This is a genomic window from Paenibacillus sp. FSL L8-0435 (genome assembly GCF_037965655.1).
Classification (GTDB): domain Bacteria; phylum Bacillota; class Bacilli; order Paenibacillales; family Paenibacillaceae; genus Paenibacillus.
On sequence record NZ_CP150185.1, the window covers coordinates 2,982,024 to 3,003,277 of the forward strand.

The following is a 21,254-nucleotide window of genomic DNA, read 5'->3' on the forward strand; positions in this document are numbered from 1 at the left end:
AGGGGAGGCACCCCAACTTAGGACATCGTTCCTTTGTTGGGGTGCCTCCTTTTTTTTGTGTGCCAAAAAGGAGAGTAGACGTTGAAGAAATCAGGAAAACGTGTGAAGAAACAAGCGGAACAATTAACCAAAGTGGTACTGGCATTTGCGTTATTATCACCTCAAGCCCTGTTGCTTGAATGGGGCGCAACGACGGTAATGGCTGAAACGGTTGAAACCATCGGGATTGTATCCGATACGTCCAGCATGAAGGCTGTACAGTCCTCCAAGGTGAAAGTGGAGATGAACAGTGATGGTAAATACAGAATTGTATTACTACCAAACACAAATGTATTTTACGGTGGTGATACAGGGAATGTATCCACCATTATCGACCATAATGGATCTCCCGTGAACTTCAAAACATTGCCGCTTAATTATTACCGAATTAACAATAATGTGATTGAAATGTCCCGGCAAAAGGACAATGTCGAATATATTTTGCGTGTATCTATCGTTAATGCTACCTCACAAGGTGGATACATGAAGGTTGAACTGGAAGCCATCAACCGCAGTGGATCGGCACTGAATTTGGGTGGAACATTTTATTGGGATACGATGGTGAATGGCAATGATGCATCTCCGTTTGAAGTCATCGAGAATGGATGGCGCAATTACAGCGGCGGCGTTCAGGTCACGGCTTTTTATGCGAATACGTACAATGTTGTGAATGCAGATCGCATATACATGGGACAGTACAGCGGTCCGGACAATGCGCAGCTAACAGGGGGTTCTTCACCTTCGTCATTCACTACAGGGCAGACCGTTACGGCGAGTGATACAGCTGCGCAATTCTGGTGGAATGCCAAAGCAACAGCGAATCAGGCTTCACGCAAATTTTCAACGATCGTGGGAATCGGCCCTCAGAACGTTCCGCCTTCATTTACACTAACGGCTCCTTCTTCGGGGCAAACGTATTACAAAGGCGAGCAACTTCAGATCTCTGGTACAACGCGAGATACGGATGTAGGAGACCTATTGACCGTGAAATGGTCCATTGATGGTGGGTCTGAGAACATTTTGACCCAGATGACCGCGACGGGTTCAAATCAGTCTTTCAACACTAACTACACATTGCCTGACACCCTGCCAGATGGTACACACACATTGCAAGTATGGGTCATGGATGACAAAGGTGGGGTGTCCTCAGCAGGAACCGTTAACTTTACGGTTAGAAGTTTTGTTGTGCCTGGAACGCCGACTTATACACTGGTTAACCCTAATAACTTGACGGTCAACTGGGATAAGAAGGCCAATGACGCCTCTGTTACATATGAGCTGAAGAATATGACCACGAATCAGATCGTGGATACAGGTGCGTCAAACAGTCGGCAGGTGACAGGGCTCACTCCGAATACCAGTTATTCTTTTGCTGTACGTGCCAAAAATTCAAGTGGTTCCTTCACGGGGTACTCCAGTCCATCCACCAAATATACATTGGCGAATCCACCCGCTGCTGCGGCTGTGACACAATCAGGCAACTCTGTTACAGCGAGTTGGAATAATAATAGTAACCCTGCGGGCACTCATTACAAAACGGAAATACGCAGTCCAGGTGGGCAAGTCCTCGCAACGGGAACAACAACTTCCACACGTACAGAATTTGCCCTGACCGGACTCGCGGATGGAAAATATGAAGTTCTTGTGGCGGCACTGAATGGTGAAGGGATACAGACCCCGTTTATATCCGCTGGAGAGATGATTAAAGATACGACGGGTCCAACTGCTCCTTCCATTACAGTCACTCCATCCACATGGACCAAGGAAGATGTTCTGGTCACGGTTGAAGAGGGGAAAGATGCCTTAAGCGGAACTCAGAAGACTGAAGTGAAAGTTGGTCTGGCAGGAGAATGGCGTGAATACAGCGCTCCGTTTACCGTAAACAGTGAAGGCAACACAACTGTTATGGCACGCAGTATTGATGCGTTTGGTAATACAGGACAGGAAACGGCTGTGACAGCCAGAGTAGATCGGACGGCACCAACGCCACCTGTCATCTCGCTCAATCCGCCGGAATGGACAAAAGCGGCGGTAATCGTGACATTAACGGAGGGTACGGACGAAGCAAGTGGCATTGGTCTGACACAATATAAGCTGGGAAGTGAGGGAGAATGGATCGACTATAAGGCTCCTCTTACACTAAGTGAAGAAGGGATAACCGAGATTTACGCACGAAGTGTTGATCGGGCCGCGAATGTCAGTGCTTCCACTTCGGCAACAGCCAGAATCGACAAAACTGGGCCTGAGCAACCAACGATTACGTTAAATGAAGAGGATTGGACGAATCAGGATGTAACTTTTGCAATAAACAGTGGTGAAGATGCAGGCAGTGGGCTTGCCAAGAGCCAATATCGACTTAACAAAGAAGGTCCCTGGATCGATTACACGGGCGAAGTGACGGTCACCGATGAGGGAGAAACGATTGTATATGCACGCTCACTTGACCGTGTAGGCAATATAAGCACGTCCGCTCAGGCTACAGTTCGAATTGACACGACAGCTCCAACCGAGCCGGTAATTAGTTTGAGTTCTTCTGGATGGAGTAAAGAACATGTACAATTTACTATCGCCGGAAGCGTGGATGAACGAGCGATCTCCTATGAATACAGCATGAATGATGACCCGTATATGGCAGGAAATAGGGGTACAGTAAGTAAAAATGGGGCTACCACCATTCGGGCGCGAGCAAGGGATACCGTTGGCAATGTAAGCAAGGAAGTGAGTCGAATCGCCTATGTGGATCAGATGGCTCCCACGATTACTTTTGCACCGAACGGACATGGCTGGACGGACACGGACATATCCACTACCATTCAGTATGCCGACGCCCACTCAGGCATTCAGGAACTGGAACGATTCTATCAAGTTACGAACAGTGCAGAATCACCGGATCATTGGCTTGAAGCTCGCTCTGATGAGCATCAAATATCCATCGAATCGGAAGGCATATGGTACATCCATGCGAAAACCATGGACAGAGCAGGGAATACATATGAGACAACATCTTTGCCTTATCAGATTCAACGCAAGCCTGAGCAACCAAGTCATGTGAAAATAACACAGATTGGTGAGACGTCAGCTGAACTTACAGTGGATCTGCCAACGGGGGAAAGGTATACCGATGGATATCAGTATGAGATAACGAATAAAACAACAGGACAGTCATGGACACTGGATTATCCTAACCACAGTATAATCGATCACTCCCTAAGTGGTGGTCAAGTCTATGAATATGAAGTTAGAGTGAGAAACCATACCGGAGTAAGTGATGCAGTAAGCGCTCAAGTATTAACTACCCCGGCAGCTCCCGGAACGTTGCACGTTCGAAAAGTAGATTCCCAGCCCAATTTGGCCGAGATTCAATTTGATCCAGTACGAGGAGCAGATGCTTACCGCATCATCGTGACTACTTCGGACGGTGCCACCGTATTTGATCAGACGGTATCTGATCCTGGCAGCCTTCCCTATGTCAGCAACCTCGTTCCAGGAACCATTCATAACATCTCGGTAACCGCAATGAATGAAAGTGGCGCAGGTGGTAGCAGTAGGACCGGATTTCTCACACTGCCGGCAATGCCCGGTGAGTTTATGGCGGTTCAAATTCAGGAGCATGATATTTCATTAAAATGGGAAACACTGACTTCTGCAACGTATTATGGGCTTTCACGCGATGGAACAGCCATATATGAAGGTGAGCAGACGGAGTATCTGGACTCGGGTCTGGATAGCGGAACGGAGTACAGCTATACGTTAATAGCCGGAAATGAGACAGGAACAGGACCGTTGGCAGGATTACCTTTGCTCAAGACTTTACCTGGGCAGGTGTCCGGCTTACAGGTATCAGATGCTTCCACAGGGAGCCTTCGTCTGAATTGGGAAGAAGTACGAGGAGCCGATCGTTATGAGTTATGGTTGAATGGAGAGAAGTCGGGAACGGTTCCTGCTGGAACCCAAGAATGGGTCTTTGCGGGACTGAGTTCAGGAACATCTTATCAACTGGATGTACAAGCAGTGAACGGAAGTGGACAGGGGATGCGCAGTTCGGTATCAGGAACAACGCTACCAGATAGCCCGTCGGGACTTTACGTTGTTCAAGTAACTGAACAGGGAGCAATCTTGAGCTGGGAGCCTGTAGCTGGGGCAACGAAATATCGGGTGGTCCTCGATGGACATAGCCATGAGATATCAGATACACAACTCGCAGTTCACCACCTGTCAAGCAGTCATGAGTATACCTATGAAGTACAGGCGGGCAATGCTGCCGGGTACGGTGTATCTACCAGTAGTACAATTCTTACGCTACCTAGCAGGCCGGAAGGACTTAATGTCACATCGACTGGTGAAACAAGTATGGGACTTGCATGGCAAGCTGTAGATACGGCGAATCTCTATATTGTGAAAATCAATGGAACAGAAATGGGCAGAACATCAGAACTGGCCTACATGCTTGAGGGACTGTTGCCAGGTACAGAGTACGCTTTGGAAGTTCAGGCTGTGAATGCTTCTGGATCAGGTGAAACAGCTCAGCTCATCCGATTGTCCAAACCTGTGTCGCCTGCCGAAGTACTTGTTGATTCAGAAGTACATCATGCAAAAGTTTCCTGGTCTGTCGTGGAAGGTGCCGCTGAATACGTGATTGAGCAGAATGGTAAGGAGATCTATAGAGGAATGGAGAATGAAGCAACGATTACAGGACTCCAGGATGGAACGTGGCATCGCTATCAACTATGGGCGGTCAACAGACAGGGAACTCGTTCTGAAGCGACGGATGTATCTCTGCTGACTTTGCCTGAGAAACCCGTTAAGATTGCGGTATATGATGTGGCAAAAAACAGCCTAAGTCTGGATTTCAGTAACACTGGTGTCCAAGGGGCAGATCATTATGTCATTGAACGGGATGGAAGAGAGATCACTCAGATGGATTCAAGTGAAACCCAATTCGTAGACAAGGATCTGTCGCCAGGAACGAAATACACTTATGCAATTCGGGCAGTCAATGTGAGTGGAACGAGTGCGCCGCTTACTTTCAGTGTGATGACTCAAACGTTACCATTGGTTGCAGAAGGTATCACAGTTGAAGCCGGAACACATGAGGTGGATCTGGCTTGGTATGTTGTTCAGGGAGCGGCTGCATATGAGATTCGAAATCGGGTAACGGGAGATGTACAGAGCGTGTCTGAACCGTCTGTACATCTCAATAGTATGCTGGATGGCACAGCATATGAATTCGAACTTGTTGCGATTAATGAAGATGGGCATCGGTCAGAGTCTATTCAGATTCAGGTTTTAACGAAACCCATCTCACCTCAGACGGCAGGCATAACACATATCACAGATCAGACTGCGGTACTGGACCTGACTGGAAGCTCCACACGGGGAGCAGAGCAATTCATTATTATGCGGGATGGCGTTGAAGTCGCTAAGGTTCCAGCAGATCAAGCTTCATTTGAAGATCTTGGACTGACACCAGGAGAGCATTACACGTATACCATCAAAACATCCAATGCAACGGGAGAGAGTGATTCCGGTTTCGAAGTTCACTTGCGAACGTTGCCTGCGACCATTCATGAACCTTTACATGCAAGGAAGATTAGGGAAAAGGAGGGATTAATCTCTTGGCCAAAGGTACAAGGTGCGGAGGGATATACCATACGAATCGGAGATCAGATGTTCACCACGATTGAAGAAGGGGATATCACAGAGGTGAGATTAACTCATCTGGAGAGTGCAACCCGATATGATCAGGTACAGATTATTCCTTATAATACGGCTGGTTCAGGAAGTCCAATGATCGTGACTCCTTTTTACACCTTACCTCATGTTGATTCACTGGAAATGAAGATATATCCGGAGACAGATCACGTCAAACTGGAATGGGACTTCCCTTATGGGAACGAAACTTTTGTTATATTACTGGATGGTACAGAAGTATACCGAGGCAAAACAAAAGAGTTTATTGTTGATCAACTGGATGCAGGCAAACAGTACTCGATTGAAATCTACACAGAGAATGATCAGGGAGATGCATCGGAGAAGCTGGCGTATTCCGTTCTGACCAAACCAGTAGCTCCTGTCAAAGTAGAGTTTAATTCAGCGAAGGATCACATTCGTCTTCTATTGGAACAGAGCCGGGTCGAAGGTGCCGAGCAGTTTATCATTGAGCGTGACGGTGTAGAGATTGCTCGTGTTCCTGCAGACGAACTGTTCTATGACGACAAGGAACTCGAACCGGGCGTGAACTATATCTATACAGTGAAGACCATGAATGCCTCCGGCAGTAGTGATGGTGGTTATTACCTTCAAGCAATGACTTTGCCCGGTAGTGCTTCTTCTCCTCCTGTAGTAGAGGGGCGTTCAATGTATGGTGCAGACATTGTATGGGAACTGATTCCTGGTGCTGCGGGTTATCGAGTTTATCGAAATGAAGAGCTTGTAGGAACGACCATGGAGACATCCATACATGTGTCTGAATTAAACAGTGCCGAGCGTTATACTGACTTTGCAATCATTCCATTTAATGAGGCAGGTGAGGGTGAGGCGCTCCAGGTTCCGGAATTCGAGACGTTGCCTTCCGAGGATCTGACAGTTGCAGCCGTAGCGCAAGGCACAAGTGCGATTAAGCTAACTTGGGAACTGGATTCAATAAATGAGGTGATTGTGATCACCCATAAAGATCGTGAGATCTACCGTGGCACGCAGCGCAGTCATGTATGGACAGGACTGAATGCCGAGCAACATTATGAGGTGGAAGTATGGACGGAGAATTCAGCAGGTGAAAAAAGTGAAAGCAAACGGGCCGCAGCCATGACTTTTCCGTATCCACCATCCGCCTGGAGCGGTGGCGGTGCAACCCCGAGTCCAAACGGTACATCGGAACAAGCCGATGAGGTTAGTTCACAACCAGAACCGTCTGAGCAACCTGATGTAACTGCGAAAAAAAATATCAAATTTATTGATATCAGCCAAACATTCAATAAAGATCAGATTACCTGGCTGGCAGAACAAAATATTATTCAAGGTGTAAGTGAAACCCGCTTCGAACCACGCCGTCCGATCACGCGTGCAGAATTTACCGCATTAATCGTGCGTCTGATGGGTGTGGACACAACGGTAGATGAACAGCATGGATTTCAGGATGTAAACGACGATGATTGGTTCGCTCCAGAGATTAAGGCAGCCGTTCACCATGAGATGGTTCAAGGGATGGGGAATAGGAAATTCGCTCCACATGCACTGGTAACCCGTGAACAGGCATCCAAGATTATAGCAAATGTTGTTCGTAAAATCAGACCGGAACCGCTGACTTCCCCAAGAGCGTTTACCGACCAGACTGATGTATCTGATTGGGCCAAAGAAGAAGTGCAGGAACTTGCAGGTTTGTACATGATTACCGGATATGAAGACGGCAGCTTCCGTCCCATGCAGCACTTAAGCAGATCCGAAGCTGCAGCGCTGATCTTCCGCTTAAATAAGCTGATTCAAGTCATGGATGAGAACGGTATAGATCAAGTGGAAAAAGCTTCAGCGTTCGATCGTCATATCTAGATTGAATTGATTCTTACATGTGATACTACATTCATCGGCAGTAACGACATTACCGCTTGATTGGTTTTTAATGTTATAATAGGTTGCCAATATGATAAAAAAGGGTAATGAACAATGGTGATGAATAATGAATAATAAATTTATCCGGATATATGAAGATATTGCAGATCGTATTCGGACCGGAGAGATTGAGGCAGGGACGCTGCTTCAATCGGAACTGGATCTATCGGAAAGTTATCAAACGTCTCGAGAGACTATTCGCAAAGCATTGAAAATGTTGTACGAAGAAGGTTATATTCAGAAGATTCAAGGCAAGGGCTCGATTGTACTGGACATACGCAAGATCGATTTTCCCATCTCAGGTCTGGTTAGCTTCAAGGAATTAGCCAAAAAAATGGGACATCGCGCTAAAACGTATGTGAAGGTATTTGAGGAGCAACAGGTGGATCAGGCGTTGCACAAGAAAATTAACTTTGGTCTGAATGAACAGGTCTGGGAGATCAGACGTGTGCGCAAAGTGGATGGAGAGCATGTCATACTGGACAAAGATTACATTAGCCAGCGGCTTGTTCCTGGGCTCAGCAAAGAGATCTGTAATGATTCCATCTATGAGTACATTGAGCAAGAGCTGGGGCTTTCGATTTCGTTTGCCAAAAAAGAGATTTTGGTGGAGGAACCTACCGCCGAGGACAGGGAACTGCTTGACCTTGAAGGTTTCCACAATGTAGTTGTGGTGAGGAGCCAGGTGTACCTGGAGGATGCCAGTCAATTTCAGTATACGGAATCAAGACATCGACCGGACAAGTTCAGGTTTGTGGATTTTGCACGTCGTAGATAAGTTAATCAAGATCGATCAGAGAGTACCTTTCACTGAATTATTCAGTGGATTGGTGCTCTCTTTGGTTATGGGGGAATCCGAAGATCGTCCATCAAGAACCGCTTAATGTCAATGTTCTTCCTGCATGTCGGAGCGTATGATCACAATATATACGAGGCCGAGGAGTGAGGGAATTGAATCACGTGACAGCGACATCCAATGTTCGCATATGGGAAGAAACCAGAGATATTCCAACCTATGGTATAGGTAAACCGGACAAAAATCCGATGTTTCTTGAAAAGAGAATCTATCAGGGAAGTTCGGGTAAGGTGTACCCGCATCCCGTGATCGACAGCATTGAAGATGAAGCCCAAATGAAGTCGTATCGATTAATTATTCTTGAAAATGAATATGTACGTATCGAGCTGATGCCCGAACTGGGGGGACGGATCTATCGTGCGCTGGATCGGACCAACAACTACGATTTTGTATATTATAACCGGGTGATTAAACCTGCACTTGTGGGTCTGGCAGGGCCATGGATTTCAGGTGGAATTGAATTCAACTGGCCACAGCATCATCGGCCCAATACGTTTGGTCCAGTCGATTATACATTTGGCAGTAATGAAGATGGAAGCGCTACCGTGTGGGTGGGTGAGATTGATCGCATGTATGGTACCAAAATGACCGCTGGCTTCACACTACATCCTGGCAGAGCCTATCTTGAAATCCATGCCGAGGTATACAATCGCACCAGCGCACCTCAAACTTTTCTATGGTGGGCCAACCCGGCTGTAGCTGTTAACGATCATACACAATCCGTGTTTCCACCTGATGTAACGGCTGTGCTGGACCACGGAAAACGGGACGTATCCCGCTTTCCCATCGCAACCGGCACTTATTACAAGATGGACTATTCCGAAGGTGTGGATATCTCGCGATACAAAAACATACCGGTTCCAACATCCTATATGGCTTATAAGTCGGATTATAATTTTGTGGGGGGGTATGACCACGGGATTCAGGCAGGTTTGTTGCATGTAGCCAATCATCATATTTCTCCGGGCAAGAAGCAATGGACCTGGGGGAACGGGGAATTCGGGCAAGCTTGGGATCGTCAGTTAACGGACGAGGATGGGCCTTATATTGAATTAATGACCGGGATCTATACCGATAATCAGCCTGATTTTACGTGGTTACAGCCCTATGAAGCGAAATCATTCTCGCAGTATTTTATGCCGTATAAAGGAATTGGTATGGTCAAAAATGCAACGATTGATGCAGCGGTTAATCTGGAAATGGACGAAAGGACCGGAATGGTAACCGTGATGGTATATGCGACGTCGGTTTTTGAACAAGTGACCGTTGAAGTGATAGGATCAACCACGGTATATCTCCATGAGAGATGTAATATCTCACCTACGGAACTATATAAATCTTCATTCCCGTGGAGCGGACAAGAAGAATGGCATCAGGTGAAGTTAAGTGTTCGAACTGCGGAAGGAAAAGTACTTGTAGCCTATCAGCCTGAGAGGTCTGAGATTCAGGAAGTTCCAGATCCGGCCACACCACTCCCGCTACCATCCGAGATTCGTACGAATGAACAACTATATCTGGCTGCTCTTCATTTGGAGCAATATCGGCATGCCACGTATGAACCGGAACCTTATTATCTGGAAGGGTTGAAGCGTGATGCAACGGATATTCGTCTAAACATTGCTTATGGCACATTGCTGCTGCGTAGAGGGCTGTTCCAAGATGCAGAGAAGCATTTCAGACAGGCCGTACAATCGCTGACGTGGAAAAATACGAATCCATATGATAGTGAAGCATTTTACCAACTCGGTCTGAGTTTGAAACTACAGGGGAAACAGGAAGAAGCCTACGCAGCACTGTATAAAGCCGTATGGTCTGCACAGTATCAGGATACGGGTTATTACATGCTTGCTCAGATCGATATGGCGTTACATCGAGACATCGAAGCGTTGGATCACATCGAACGTTCGCTGATTCGTAACTCCAGAAATTATAAGGCTCGGCATCTGAAGGTGGCTCTGCTGCGCAGATTGGGTCAAGATAAACAGGCCATTCAATATTCGCGTGAGACATTGGAACTGGACCCGGTTGAATTTGGAGCTGCATATGAATTAGTCCTGATCTATAGCGGAGCGACTACACCTTTAGAGAGAGAACAAGCGGGGCAAACACATGAGCATTTCCATCGTCTGATGCGAGGAGACGTTTATAATTATCTGAATCTAGCCGCAGACTACGCGGATTGTGGATTGTGGGAAGAAGCACTGACGGTACTCTCTTATGTTGAATCCGAAATTGCACAGCCGTATCCTATGGTTGGTTATGCTCGGGCCTACTTGTATCGTCAGCTGGGGGATATGGAGCAGGCCCGGGAGTGTCAAAAGCAGGGGAAAGCTGCTCCAACGGATTATTGTTTTCCTAATACGTTATTTGAATTCATGGTGCTTCAGGATGCATTGGCAGTGGATTCGAATGATGCGCGTGCTCACTATTACCTGGGAAATTGGTTATATGATCATAAACGCTACGAGGAAGCAATCACCCATTGGGAAACCTCACGCGAGGTGGATGCTTCATATTCGACTGCACATCGGAATCTGGGACTGGCTTATTATAACAAGTCGAATCGGCCCGATCTTGCACTGGCAGCATTAGAGGAAGCTTTCCGGTTGGATTCGCAAGATGCACGGGTCTTCTACGAGTTGGATCAGCTGCGCAAGAAGATGGGGTATTCCTGCGAGCATCGAATCAAACAGCTGGAAGATCACATGGAGCTGGTTCATCATCGTGACGATCTGTACATTGAGTGGGTAACTTTATTGAATATGCAGGGTAGCCATCAAGAAGCATGGAATGCCCTTCAGACCCGGCGGTTTCATCCATGGGAGGGTGGAGAAGGCAAGGTAACAGGACAATATGTTACGGCACTGACGGAACTGGCAAAGCGAAATCTGGAGAAACAACAACCTGAACTAGCATTGGAGCTGTTGCAGAAGGCTTTGGTTTACCCAGAGAACTTAGGTGAAGGTAAATTGGAGGGAGCCGGAGACAACCCCGTTTACTTTTATCTTGGCTGTGCGTACCAGCAACTGAAAAATAATCAGGCGGCAGAGGAGAATTTCCACAGAGCATCCATCGGTTTGAATGAACCGACAAGCGCGATGTTTTATAATGACCAACCGCCGGAATCCATCTATTATCAGGGTCTGGCCTGGCAGAAGCTTGGCAATGTGAAGGAAGCCAACAGGCGGTTCAACAAATTAATTGATTATGCCGAAAGACATATGCATGATCACATCCGAATGGATTATTTTGCAGTATCTCTGCCCGATTTCCTGGTGTTTGACGACGATCTAGATCAGCGAAATGAAGAACATTGCCGATATATGCGGGCTTTGGGTCTTCTGGGACTGGGTCGAACGAGTGAAGCCGAACTTGAGCTGGAGCGGGTACTGGAGAAGAATCCCAATCATCAAGGGGCAATCATCCATCGATAATTGATAATCGTTTCAACACATCCCATTTATATCGAAGGAGTTATAAAATCCATGAATGATATAGCAGGTAGCCAGATTCGCTTTATATTGGATGCGGAAGATAAAGAGATTCGTGCGGGTCGCATGACTGGCAGTGGCGGCAAAAGCCCACGAGGGGAATCGTATGATTTTACCAACTATTATATGACTCGTAATGCTAAACCCCATATTCCCGTGGTAGGTGAGTTTCATTTCTCCAGATTCGCTTACTTGCAGTGGGAAGAAGAATTACTGAAGATGAAGGCAGGCGGGGTGAACATCGTCGCTTCCTATGTCTTCTGGAATTTTCACGAGGAGCAGGAAGGCGAATTTAATTGGTCAGGAAATCTGAATTTGCGGCACTTTGTGGATCTGTGTAGCAAACATGAGCTGCCGCTGATCGTACGAATTGGTCCATTCTGTCATGGGGAAGTGCGTAATGGCGGAATGCCGGATTGGTTATTCAGTTATCCATTCGAAGTCAGGTCGAACGATGAAGGATATCTGTATTACGCCAAGCGATTATACCGGGAGATTGCTCGTCAGCTCAACGGCTGTTTTTATCAGGAGGGTGGCCCTGTTATCGGGGTACAGTTGGAAAATGAGTATATGCACGCTGGCGCACCCATGGATGCCTGGGGGTATACCCGCGAAAAATATATTACCTCCGGCCGGGATGGACGAGAACATCTGAAGATGCTTCGCCATATTGCCGAAGAAGTCGGTATGAAGCCGATGTTCTATACTGCCACGGCCTGGGGCAAAGCTGCGGTGCCTGAAGAAGGAACATTACCGATGCTAGCGGGGTATGCTTACACACCATGGATTCCCAATCAGCCTCCAAGCCGGGAGTATTTGTTCCGGGATCTGCATATGAATCCTGTGGAAGAAGTGGATTATGAGAGTCAGGAATACCCTGCTGCGTATTGTGAACTTGCTGGGGGTATGCAGGTCAGTTATTACGCTCGTCCGGTTGTTGATGCGGACAGTGTTGAGGCGATGACCATTGTGAAGCTTGCGAACGGCAGCAATCTGGTTGGGTATTATATGTATCACGGGGGGACCAATCCGATAGGCAAAAATTCATATATGAACGAACAGGCATTGCCGAAAATGACGTATGATTACCAATCGCCACTCGGGGAATTTGGGCGTGTTGGTGAATCGTATGACCGCATTCGTACCTTGTCCATGTTCCTGGAAGGATACGGTGAGTTACTTGCACCAATGGGCTGTGTTGTACCGGATGGTCAACAATCGATAACCCCGGAGAACACGTTGGATCTGCGCTGGTCTGTTCGGCAGCAAGCAGGCTCTGGATTCCTGTTCATGAATAATTATCAGGATCATGTGGCGATGCCTGATCGTGATATCCAATTGGAGCTGCATACCAGCAAAGGGACTGCTTTTTATCCAAGAGAAGGAACGATGCAGCTGAAATCTGGCATGGCGGCCATTCTGCCTTTCCATATGAATCTGAATGGAATGAAGATCATTAGTGCTACCGTTCAGCCACTGACCCGATTTATGGTAAATCAGGAACTCACAGCTGTCTTTTATGCCCATGATGGCATGATGCCTGAGTATGTTATTGATGCATCATCTGTTACAAATGTGGATATGCCCGAAGGTACATTATCTGAGCAGGGGAATGAAGTTGTGATACATCCTATTACTGGCAAGGACCATCATCTACGAATCACAACATCGGACGGTGTAATCATACGAATCATTACGTTGACCCGTGAAGAGGCCTTGAATGCCTACCGTTTCCGTGTGGGCGGAGAAGAAAGGCTTGTAATTAGCAGCAGTCATCTGTATGTACAGAATGAGATGCTCATATGTACATCCGTGGAGCAACCAGAGATAGAGGTATCCTTCTATCCGGCTCCAGAGCATGTTTCAGCTTCCAAATATGCTGTGTCATCCCAGTCGAAGCAGGGAATATTCGGTACGTATACATTCCAAGTTTCGCCTTACGAGCCTGCTGTAGAGGTTGATTACCCCAAAGAGTATGCAGCAACACTGAGATTGGACACAGCGTGGCCGGAACAAGTAAATGACGTGTGGGTTGAGATTGATTATGAAGGAGACGTTGCAACAGCACATATTCATCATCAGATGTTAACGGATCATATTCACTATGGACACAGCTGGGTGCTTGGTTTGAAGCAATCCCGTCATTTGCTGGCTGATCACGCGCTTCGTCTGTCTATAACCCCAATTCGAAGAGGGACGATTGAGAGTTATGTTAATCAGGCTTATGTGGAGCGGTTTGAGGGCGTGGAGATTGGAAAGTTTAATGAAATTCGGGTGAGACCACAGTATCGGGTTGGTTTGGTATTGGCGGGAGTTAGAGAAGACACTTAGTCAAAATCAGGAGTTAAACAAGACTTAAACAACAGTTAACTTTCGTTAATAATACAGAGGGTTCTTTCTCCGAACGATTGTGAGGGGAGAGAGCCTTTTTTGCTGTGTTATGTAAAAACAAATGATTCCTAATCATGGTAAAAAGATCTTGACTGGTAAGCGTTTTCAATTTATTATAACTTCATAACCTTAACGATAAGGTTTATTTAAACTAAATAATGTAACTATAATAAAGTTATTAGTTGTTTATTTACTAATAAAAAACTTCTATTACCAACGATTTTAGTTAACTTATTGCCTAGAGCAGGGTTAATTGAAATAAAAAAACAAATACAGGAGGTTCCAAACGAATGGTTAATCTGAAAAAGTGTACAATCTTCACGGTTATTGCTGCTCTCATGTTCATGGTATTAGGGAGTGCAGCCCCCAAAGCATCTGCTGCCACAGGTTTTTATGTAAGCGGTAACAAATTGTATGATTCCACAGGTAAAGCTTTTGTCATGAGAGGTGTTAATCACGGACATTCCTGGTTCAAGAATGATTTGAATACCGCTATCCCTGCAATCGCCAAAACAGGTGCCAATACGGTACGCATAGTTCTTTCGAATGGTAGCCTGTACACCAAAGATGATCTGAACGCTGTTAAAAATATTATTAATGTGGTTAACCAAAATAAAATGATAGCTGTACTCGAGGTGCATGACGCCACAGGGAAAGATGACTATAATTCGTTGGATGCGGCGGTGAACTACTGGATTAGTATTAAGGAAGCTTTGATTGGCAAAGAAGATCGGGTCATCGTTAATATCGCCAATGAATGGTATGGAACGTGGAATGGAAGTGCGTGGGCTGATGGTTACAAAAAAGCCATTCCGAAACTTCGAAATGCGGGAATTAAAAATACGCTAATTGTGGATGCAGCCGGATGGGGACAGTTCCCTCAATCCATCGTGGATTATGGACAAAGTGTATTTGCAGCCGATTCACAGAAAAATACGGTCTTCTCCATTCATATGTATGAGTATGCTGGCAAAGATGCTGCAACGGTCAAAGCCAATATGGAGAATGTGCTGAACAAAGGATTGGCTCTGATCATTGGTGAATTCGGGGGATATCACACAAACGGTGATGTGGACGAGTATGCCATCATGAGATATGGTCAGGAAAAAGGGGTAGGCTGGCTTGCCTGGTCTTGGTACGGAAACAGCTCTGGTCTGAACTATCTGGACTTGGCCACAGGTCCGAACGGAAGCTTAACGAGCTTTGGCAACACTGTAGTTAATGATACCTATGGTATTAAAAATACTTCCCAAAAAGCGGGGATTTTCTAATCCGCCGTTGAAACAGGAACACTCTGACGGTTACGTCAGGGTGTTTTTTTAATAAAATAGTTCAATCTATAATGACTTTTGAATATTTCCGTTTGGTTTTAAAATATTTTGTTTTCAAAATAAAACAAAGATGTTAAACTCGGATTAGGAATAAAACAAACATTATCGGAGGGAAACAAATGGTACAGAGTTTATGGAATGCATCGCAGGCATCTGAGAAAACAACAGGACTTGAGCAGTTGGTTTACCGATCCAATCTGATTGGAACTGATCGCAGTGTATGTAACATCTACGGTGGCAATACGTCTACCAAAACGACAGTGAAGGATTTTCGTGGTCGTGATGTAGAAGTAATGTATGTGAAGGGAAGCGGCTCTGACCTCGGTTCGATGGAAGCGAAGCATTTTACGGGACTTGGACTTGAAGACATTCGACCATTAATTGAACGTGAATCCATGTCGGATGAAGAGATGGTTGAGTATCTGGGACATTGCATGATTGATGCCAAGCACCCGCGCGCCTCTATCGAGACTCTTCTGCATGCGTTCCTTCCATATAAACATGTGGATCATACGCACCCGGATGCGATTATCAGCCTGTGTTGTGCGCATAACGGTAAGGAATTGGCGAGAGAGATCTACGGAGATCGTTTTGTATGGGTGCCTTATGTACGTCCAGGGTTTACGTTATCTAAAATGATTGCTGAAAGCGTATTCTCGAATCCCAATGCCGAACTCGTACTGATGGAAAAACACGGACTTGTCACTTGGGGTGAAACATCCGAGGAATGTTACGCTCAGACCATCAAGATTATCAATGAAGCGGAAGCATTCATCGAAGCACGGGTGGACGAAGGAAGTTTGTTCGGTGGTGTGAAACACCCGGCACTGGCCGCTGATGTTCGTCGTCAGATCGTATCACGTGTAATGCCAACGATTCGTGGAGCGGTATCGGATAGCAAAAAAATGATTTTGTCCTTTGATGATCAAGAGGACGTACTTGCTTTTGTGGGCGGAGCAGATTCCCCAGAATTGTCTCAGGTGGGCGCAGCTTGCCCGGATCATCTGGTACATACCAAAGTGGTACCTCTGTTCATCGATTGGACACCTAATGCGGAAGATATCGAAGGCTTAAAAGCCAAGCTGGTTGAAGGTGTGGCTGCTTACAAAGAGCAATATCAGCAGTATTTTGAGAGCAACAAAAACGAAGGTGATGTCATGTTCGAAGCGGCACCTCGCGTAATCCTCATTCCAGGTGTGGGCATGATCAACACAGGTAAGAGCTGGGCGCTTTCCCAAGTAAGCGGAGCATTGTATCACAGAGCGATTGCCGTTATGCGTGGAGCTACTAGCCTGGGTCAATTCGTATCACTCAGTGCAAACGAATCTTACAATGTGGAGTACTGGCCGCTGGAATTGTACAAATTGTCTTTGGCTCCGGCAGAAACCGAATTCTCCCGTAAAGTGGCGTTTATCACAGGTGGAGCAGGCGGAATCGGAAGTGAAACAGCACGTAAATTGGTATCTGAAGGGGCACATGTGGTGCTTGCTGATCTCAACCTGGAAGGCGCACAGAAGGTAGCACAGGAAATTAATGATCAGTACGGTGCAAATCGTGCTTATGCGCTGAAAATGGACGTAACCGATGAGGAAGCCGTTCAATCTGCGTATGCTGATGTTGCGGTGCAATACGGCGGAGTGGATATCATCGTGAACAATGCCGGATTGGCCACATCCAGCCCATTTGACGAAACGTCCCTGAAAGAATGGAACCTGAATATGAATGTACTGGGCACAGGGTATTTCCTCGTGGCTCGCGAAGCGTTCAAGCTGATGAAACAACAGGGTATTGGAGGAAGCATGGTATTTATCGGATCCAAGAACTCGGTATATGCAGGTAAAAGTGCCTCGGCTTACAGCTCAGCGAAAGCGCTGGAAGCACATCTGGCACGTTGTATTGCAGCAGAAGGTGGAGAGTATGGCATTCGTGTCAACACGATTCTTCCAGATGCCATTCTACAGGGTTCAGCGATCTGGAACGGTTCCTGGAGAAATGAACGAGCAGCTGCATATGGAATTGAACCGGATCAATTGGAAGAGTATTATCGCAAACGGACGACATTGCTCGTGAATATCTATCCAAGAGATATTGCGGAAGGAATTGCCTTCTTTGCTTCTTCGAAATCCGAAAAAACAACCGGTTGCATGATGACCATTGATGGCGGTGTACCGGCAGCATTTACACGTTAAAATAGGAGGGTTCTTGCGGATGGATAACCAAGTCAAGCAAGCGTATGAAGCAGCCAAGGCATTGTATGCCCAGCACGGAATTGATACGGACGAGGTACTGAACAAACTCGCGGAGATCAAAGTATCCGTACACTGCTGGCAAGGCGACGATGTCAAAGGCTTTCTGAATAAAGATGGGGAGTTAACAGGGGGTATTTCCGTTACAGGTCAATATCCGGGGGCTGCGACCACACCAGCAGAACTTCGTAACGATCTGGAGCAAGCTTTTGCTCTGATTCCCGGCAAACATAAGGTCAATCTGCACGCGATCTACACGGATACAGACGAGCAGGTTGAACTGGATCAGATTGAGCCGAAGCATTATGAGAACTGGGTGAAGTGGGCCAAAGAACAAGGACTCGGTCTGGACTTCAACCCAACATGTTTTTCCCATGAAAAATCAAGTGACGGGTTCACGCTCAGTCATCCAGACCCTGAGATTCGCAAGTTCTGGATTGATCACTGCAAGGCATCCCGCCGGATTGGTGCTTATTTCGGGGAACAGCTTGGTCAGACTTGTGTAACCAATGTATGGGTACCGGACGGATTCAAGGATAATCCGGTTGACCGGTTGACACCACGTAAACGTCTCAAAGAATCGCTGGATGAAGTATTCGCCGAACCGCTTAATCCAGAGCACAACCTGGATGCGGTAGAGAGTAAGCTGTTTGGTCTGGGTTCGGAAGCATATGTGGTGGGTTCTCATGAATTCTATATGGGTTACGGTTTGCAAAATGATACGTTAATCTGCCTGGATGCGGGTCATTTCCATCCAACAGAGGTTATTTCCAATAAATTGTCGTCCTTGTCTTTGTTTACAAGTGGCATTCTGCTTCACGTAAGCCGACCGATGCGTTGGGATAGTGACCATGTGGTAATTATGGACGATGAGCTACTGGAAATTGCCCGTGAACTGGTTCGACATGATCTGCTTGCGACCACACATATTGGACTGGATTTCTTTGATGCAAGTATTAACCGTGTAGCTGCATGGGTTGTGGGTACTCGAAACACGATCAAAGCCCTTCTCCGAGCGATGCTCGAACCGGTGGAAGCTTTGAAACAAGCCGAGTTGGAAGGGGATTACACGTTGCGCCTTGCCTTAACGGAAGAGTTCAAATCCTATCCGTTTGGCGCGATCTGGGACTACTATTGTGCTCAGCAAGGCGTTCCAGTTCGTGAAAAGTGGATCACCGATATCAAAACCTATGAACAAGACGTATTACTACAGCGTGATAAATCATTGGTGTAACTGTATTTAAGTTTTGTATAAACCACTATGGAATGAATATCCCATGGTGGTTTTTTGGCATAATCACGCTGAAATGCATAACTTAGGCGATTGCTTCCATACTAGGAATATGGATCTGTATCGTATACGATTGCCACGCAGAGGAGGAATAATGGAGTTGAATCTATCCCACAACAAACTGTATATCGCTGCACTTGGCGGTGTGAATGAAATAGGGAAAAATATGTATTTCATCCAGTACAATCAGGACATCATCGTGATTGACTGTGGTTCGAAGTTTCCCGATGAGACATTGCCTGGTATTGATCTGATCATTCCGGATGTAGCGTATCTGCTGGACAATCTGGATAAAGTAAGGGGTCTTGTGGTTACTCACGGACATGAAGATCACATTGGTGGTATTCCCTATTTGTTAAAACAAATGAACATCCCGGTGTATGCATCCAGGCTCACTCGTGGGCTGATCGAACTAAAACTGAAGGAGCATGGGCTGCTGCGCAAGGCGGACCTGCATACGATCGATGCTCATTCCAGCATTACGCTGGGAGGAATCGAGGTTTCCTTTTTTGCAACGAGTCATAGTATACCGGATTGTCTTGGTATCTTTTTTCAGACCCCAGCAGGCAATGTTGTGCATACCGGAGATTTCAAATTTGATATGTCGCCTGTACATGGACCTTTCCCAGATCTGCACCGCATGGCCGAGATTGGCAAACAGGGTGTCCATATTTTGCTCTCCGAGAGTACCAATGCAGAAAGACCCGGATTTACACCTTCCGAGCGTGTTGTGGGAGACCACATTCTGGATGCCTTTATCCGTGCAAAACAAAAAGTATTCATCTCGACCTTTGCGTCGAATGTCAGCAGGGTACAGCAGATTGTGAATGCAGCATTCGAGACGGGTCGCAAACTGGCACTGTTGGGCAGAAGTATGGTGAATGTGGTATCGGTGGCCAGTGAATTGGGGTATTTGCAAGTTCCTGACGGATTGATAATTGAAGCTATCGATTCGGATCAGTTTCCACCTGAACAAGTTGTTGTATTATGCACTGGTAGTCAGGGAGAAGCGATGGCAGCCTTGTCACGTTTGGCATCCGGTAAACATCCTCACGTAAGAATTGACGCCGGGGACACGGTCATTATTGCTGCCGGTGCCATTCCGGGTAATGAACGGAATCTTGCACATGTAATTGATAACCTGTATGTTCTTGGAGCACGTGTGATATATGGTTCAAGTGGTGCAGCTGGGATGCATGTATCGGGACACGGCAGTCAGGAAGAACTCAAATTGATGCTTACCCTGATGAAACCGGATTATCTGATTCCGATCCACGGTGAGTTTCGCATGTTGTATCAACACAGACTGCTTGCTGAATCCGTAGGTATAGAGCGTGATCATGTGTTTATCGTGAATAATGGGGATATGGTCCAGTACAAAGATGGCATTGCTTCGCTGGGTCCCAAAATTGCATCAGGAAATAGTCTCGTAGACGGTCTGATCATGGGTGATGTCGGCAATATTGTACTTCGCGACCGCAGGCAACTGTCCTCCGATGGCATGCTGGTGATTGTGACTACACTGAGCAAAACGGAAAAACAGATGGTCACATCACCCGAAATTATCTCCAGAGGGTTTGTATTTGTTAAGGATTCGGAAGAATTCATGCATGAGATCCATGAGCTTGTTCTAAACCGGATGGATGAGTTGACCGGGGCTGGGGTGAATCAGTGGAATGTGATCAAAAGAAAGCTGAAAGACGAGATCGGTCACTATATTTACGCTCAAACAAAGAGAAGACCTATGATCTTGCCAATTATTATTGAGGTCTGAGTCAGCAGGGATAGGGATTAGCCTTGCCTTAATGGTCTGTGCAAACGTGTATATGGAAGCTTAACAGCCTGATGAATGTGGATCATACTTCGGTATGAAGTCACATTGCCATCGGGCTTTTGCTATTACATCGGGAATGTACAATAGATGTACGATAAATGGAGTTGAATCAAATTCGCCATGGGTTTGCGATTCGAAGTATAATAAAAGGTAAACCAGCTAATAGAAAT

8 protein-coding genes are annotated in these 21,254 nt (G+C 46.4%); all 8 read left to right on the forward strand.

Going from position 1 to position 21,254, the window contains the following annotated elements; genetic code table 11:
* The first annotated feature begins 81 nt into the window (after positions 1 to 81).
* The 8 genes from NST33_RS13135 to NST33_RS13170 all read left to right on the forward strand — a co-directional run bounded on the left by NST33_RS13135 (position 82) and on the right by NST33_RS13170 (position 21,024).
* Entirely contained in the window at positions 82 to 7,584 is a 7,503-nt protein-coding gene (locus tag NST33_RS13135; RefSeq protein WP_339308159.1) for a fibronectin type III domain-containing protein, read from the forward strand.
* 127 nt (positions 7,585 to 7,711) lie between these two features.
* Positions 7,712 to 8,422 carry a trehalose operon repressor gene (treR, locus tag NST33_RS13140; protein WP_237175597.1) on the forward strand — a complete coding sequence of 237 codons (711 nt, stop codon included), beginning with the start codon at positions 7,712 to 7,714 and terminating at the stop codon, positions 8,420 to 8,422.
* Between the two features lie 173 nt (positions 8,423 to 8,595).
* Positions 8,596 to 11,934 (forward strand): DUF5107 domain-containing protein, encoded by a 3,339-nt coding sequence (locus tag NST33_RS13145; protein WP_339308162.1) that lies wholly within the window; start codon positions 8,596 to 8,598, stop codon positions 11,932 to 11,934.
* Positions 11,935 to 11,985: 51 nt separating this feature from the next.
* The gene (locus tag NST33_RS13150) at positions 11,986 to 14,322 is read left to right on the forward strand and encodes a beta-galactosidase (protein WP_339308164.1); all 2,337 of its coding nucleotides are present in this window, start codon (positions 11,986 to 11,988) and stop codon (positions 14,320 to 14,322) included.
* A 350-nt stretch (positions 14,323 to 14,672) separates the two neighbouring features.
* Positions 14,673 to 15,653, forward strand: a complete 981-nt coding sequence (locus tag NST33_RS13155) for a glycoside hydrolase family 5 protein (RefSeq protein WP_339308166.1) — start codon at positions 14,673 to 14,675, stop codon at positions 15,651 to 15,653.
* A gap of 179 nt (positions 15,654 to 15,832) precedes the next feature.
* Positions 15,833 to 17,902, forward strand: coding sequence for a bifunctional aldolase/short-chain dehydrogenase (locus tag NST33_RS13160; RefSeq protein WP_339308168.1), 2,070 nt, complete (start codon positions 15,833 to 15,835; stop codon positions 17,900 to 17,902).
* A 19-nt stretch (positions 17,903 to 17,921) separates the two neighbouring features.
* Entirely contained in the window at positions 17,922 to 19,193 is a 1,272-nt protein-coding gene (gene rhaA, locus NST33_RS13165; protein WP_339308170.1) for an L-rhamnose isomerase, read from the forward strand.
* A gap of 151 nt (positions 19,194 to 19,344) precedes the next feature.
* Complete coding sequence (locus NST33_RS13170; protein WP_339308172.1) at positions 19,345 to 21,024, forward strand: ribonuclease J; 1,680 nt, start codon at positions 19,345 to 19,347, stop codon at positions 21,022 to 21,024.
* Positions 21,025 to 21,254 lie beyond the last annotated feature (230 nt).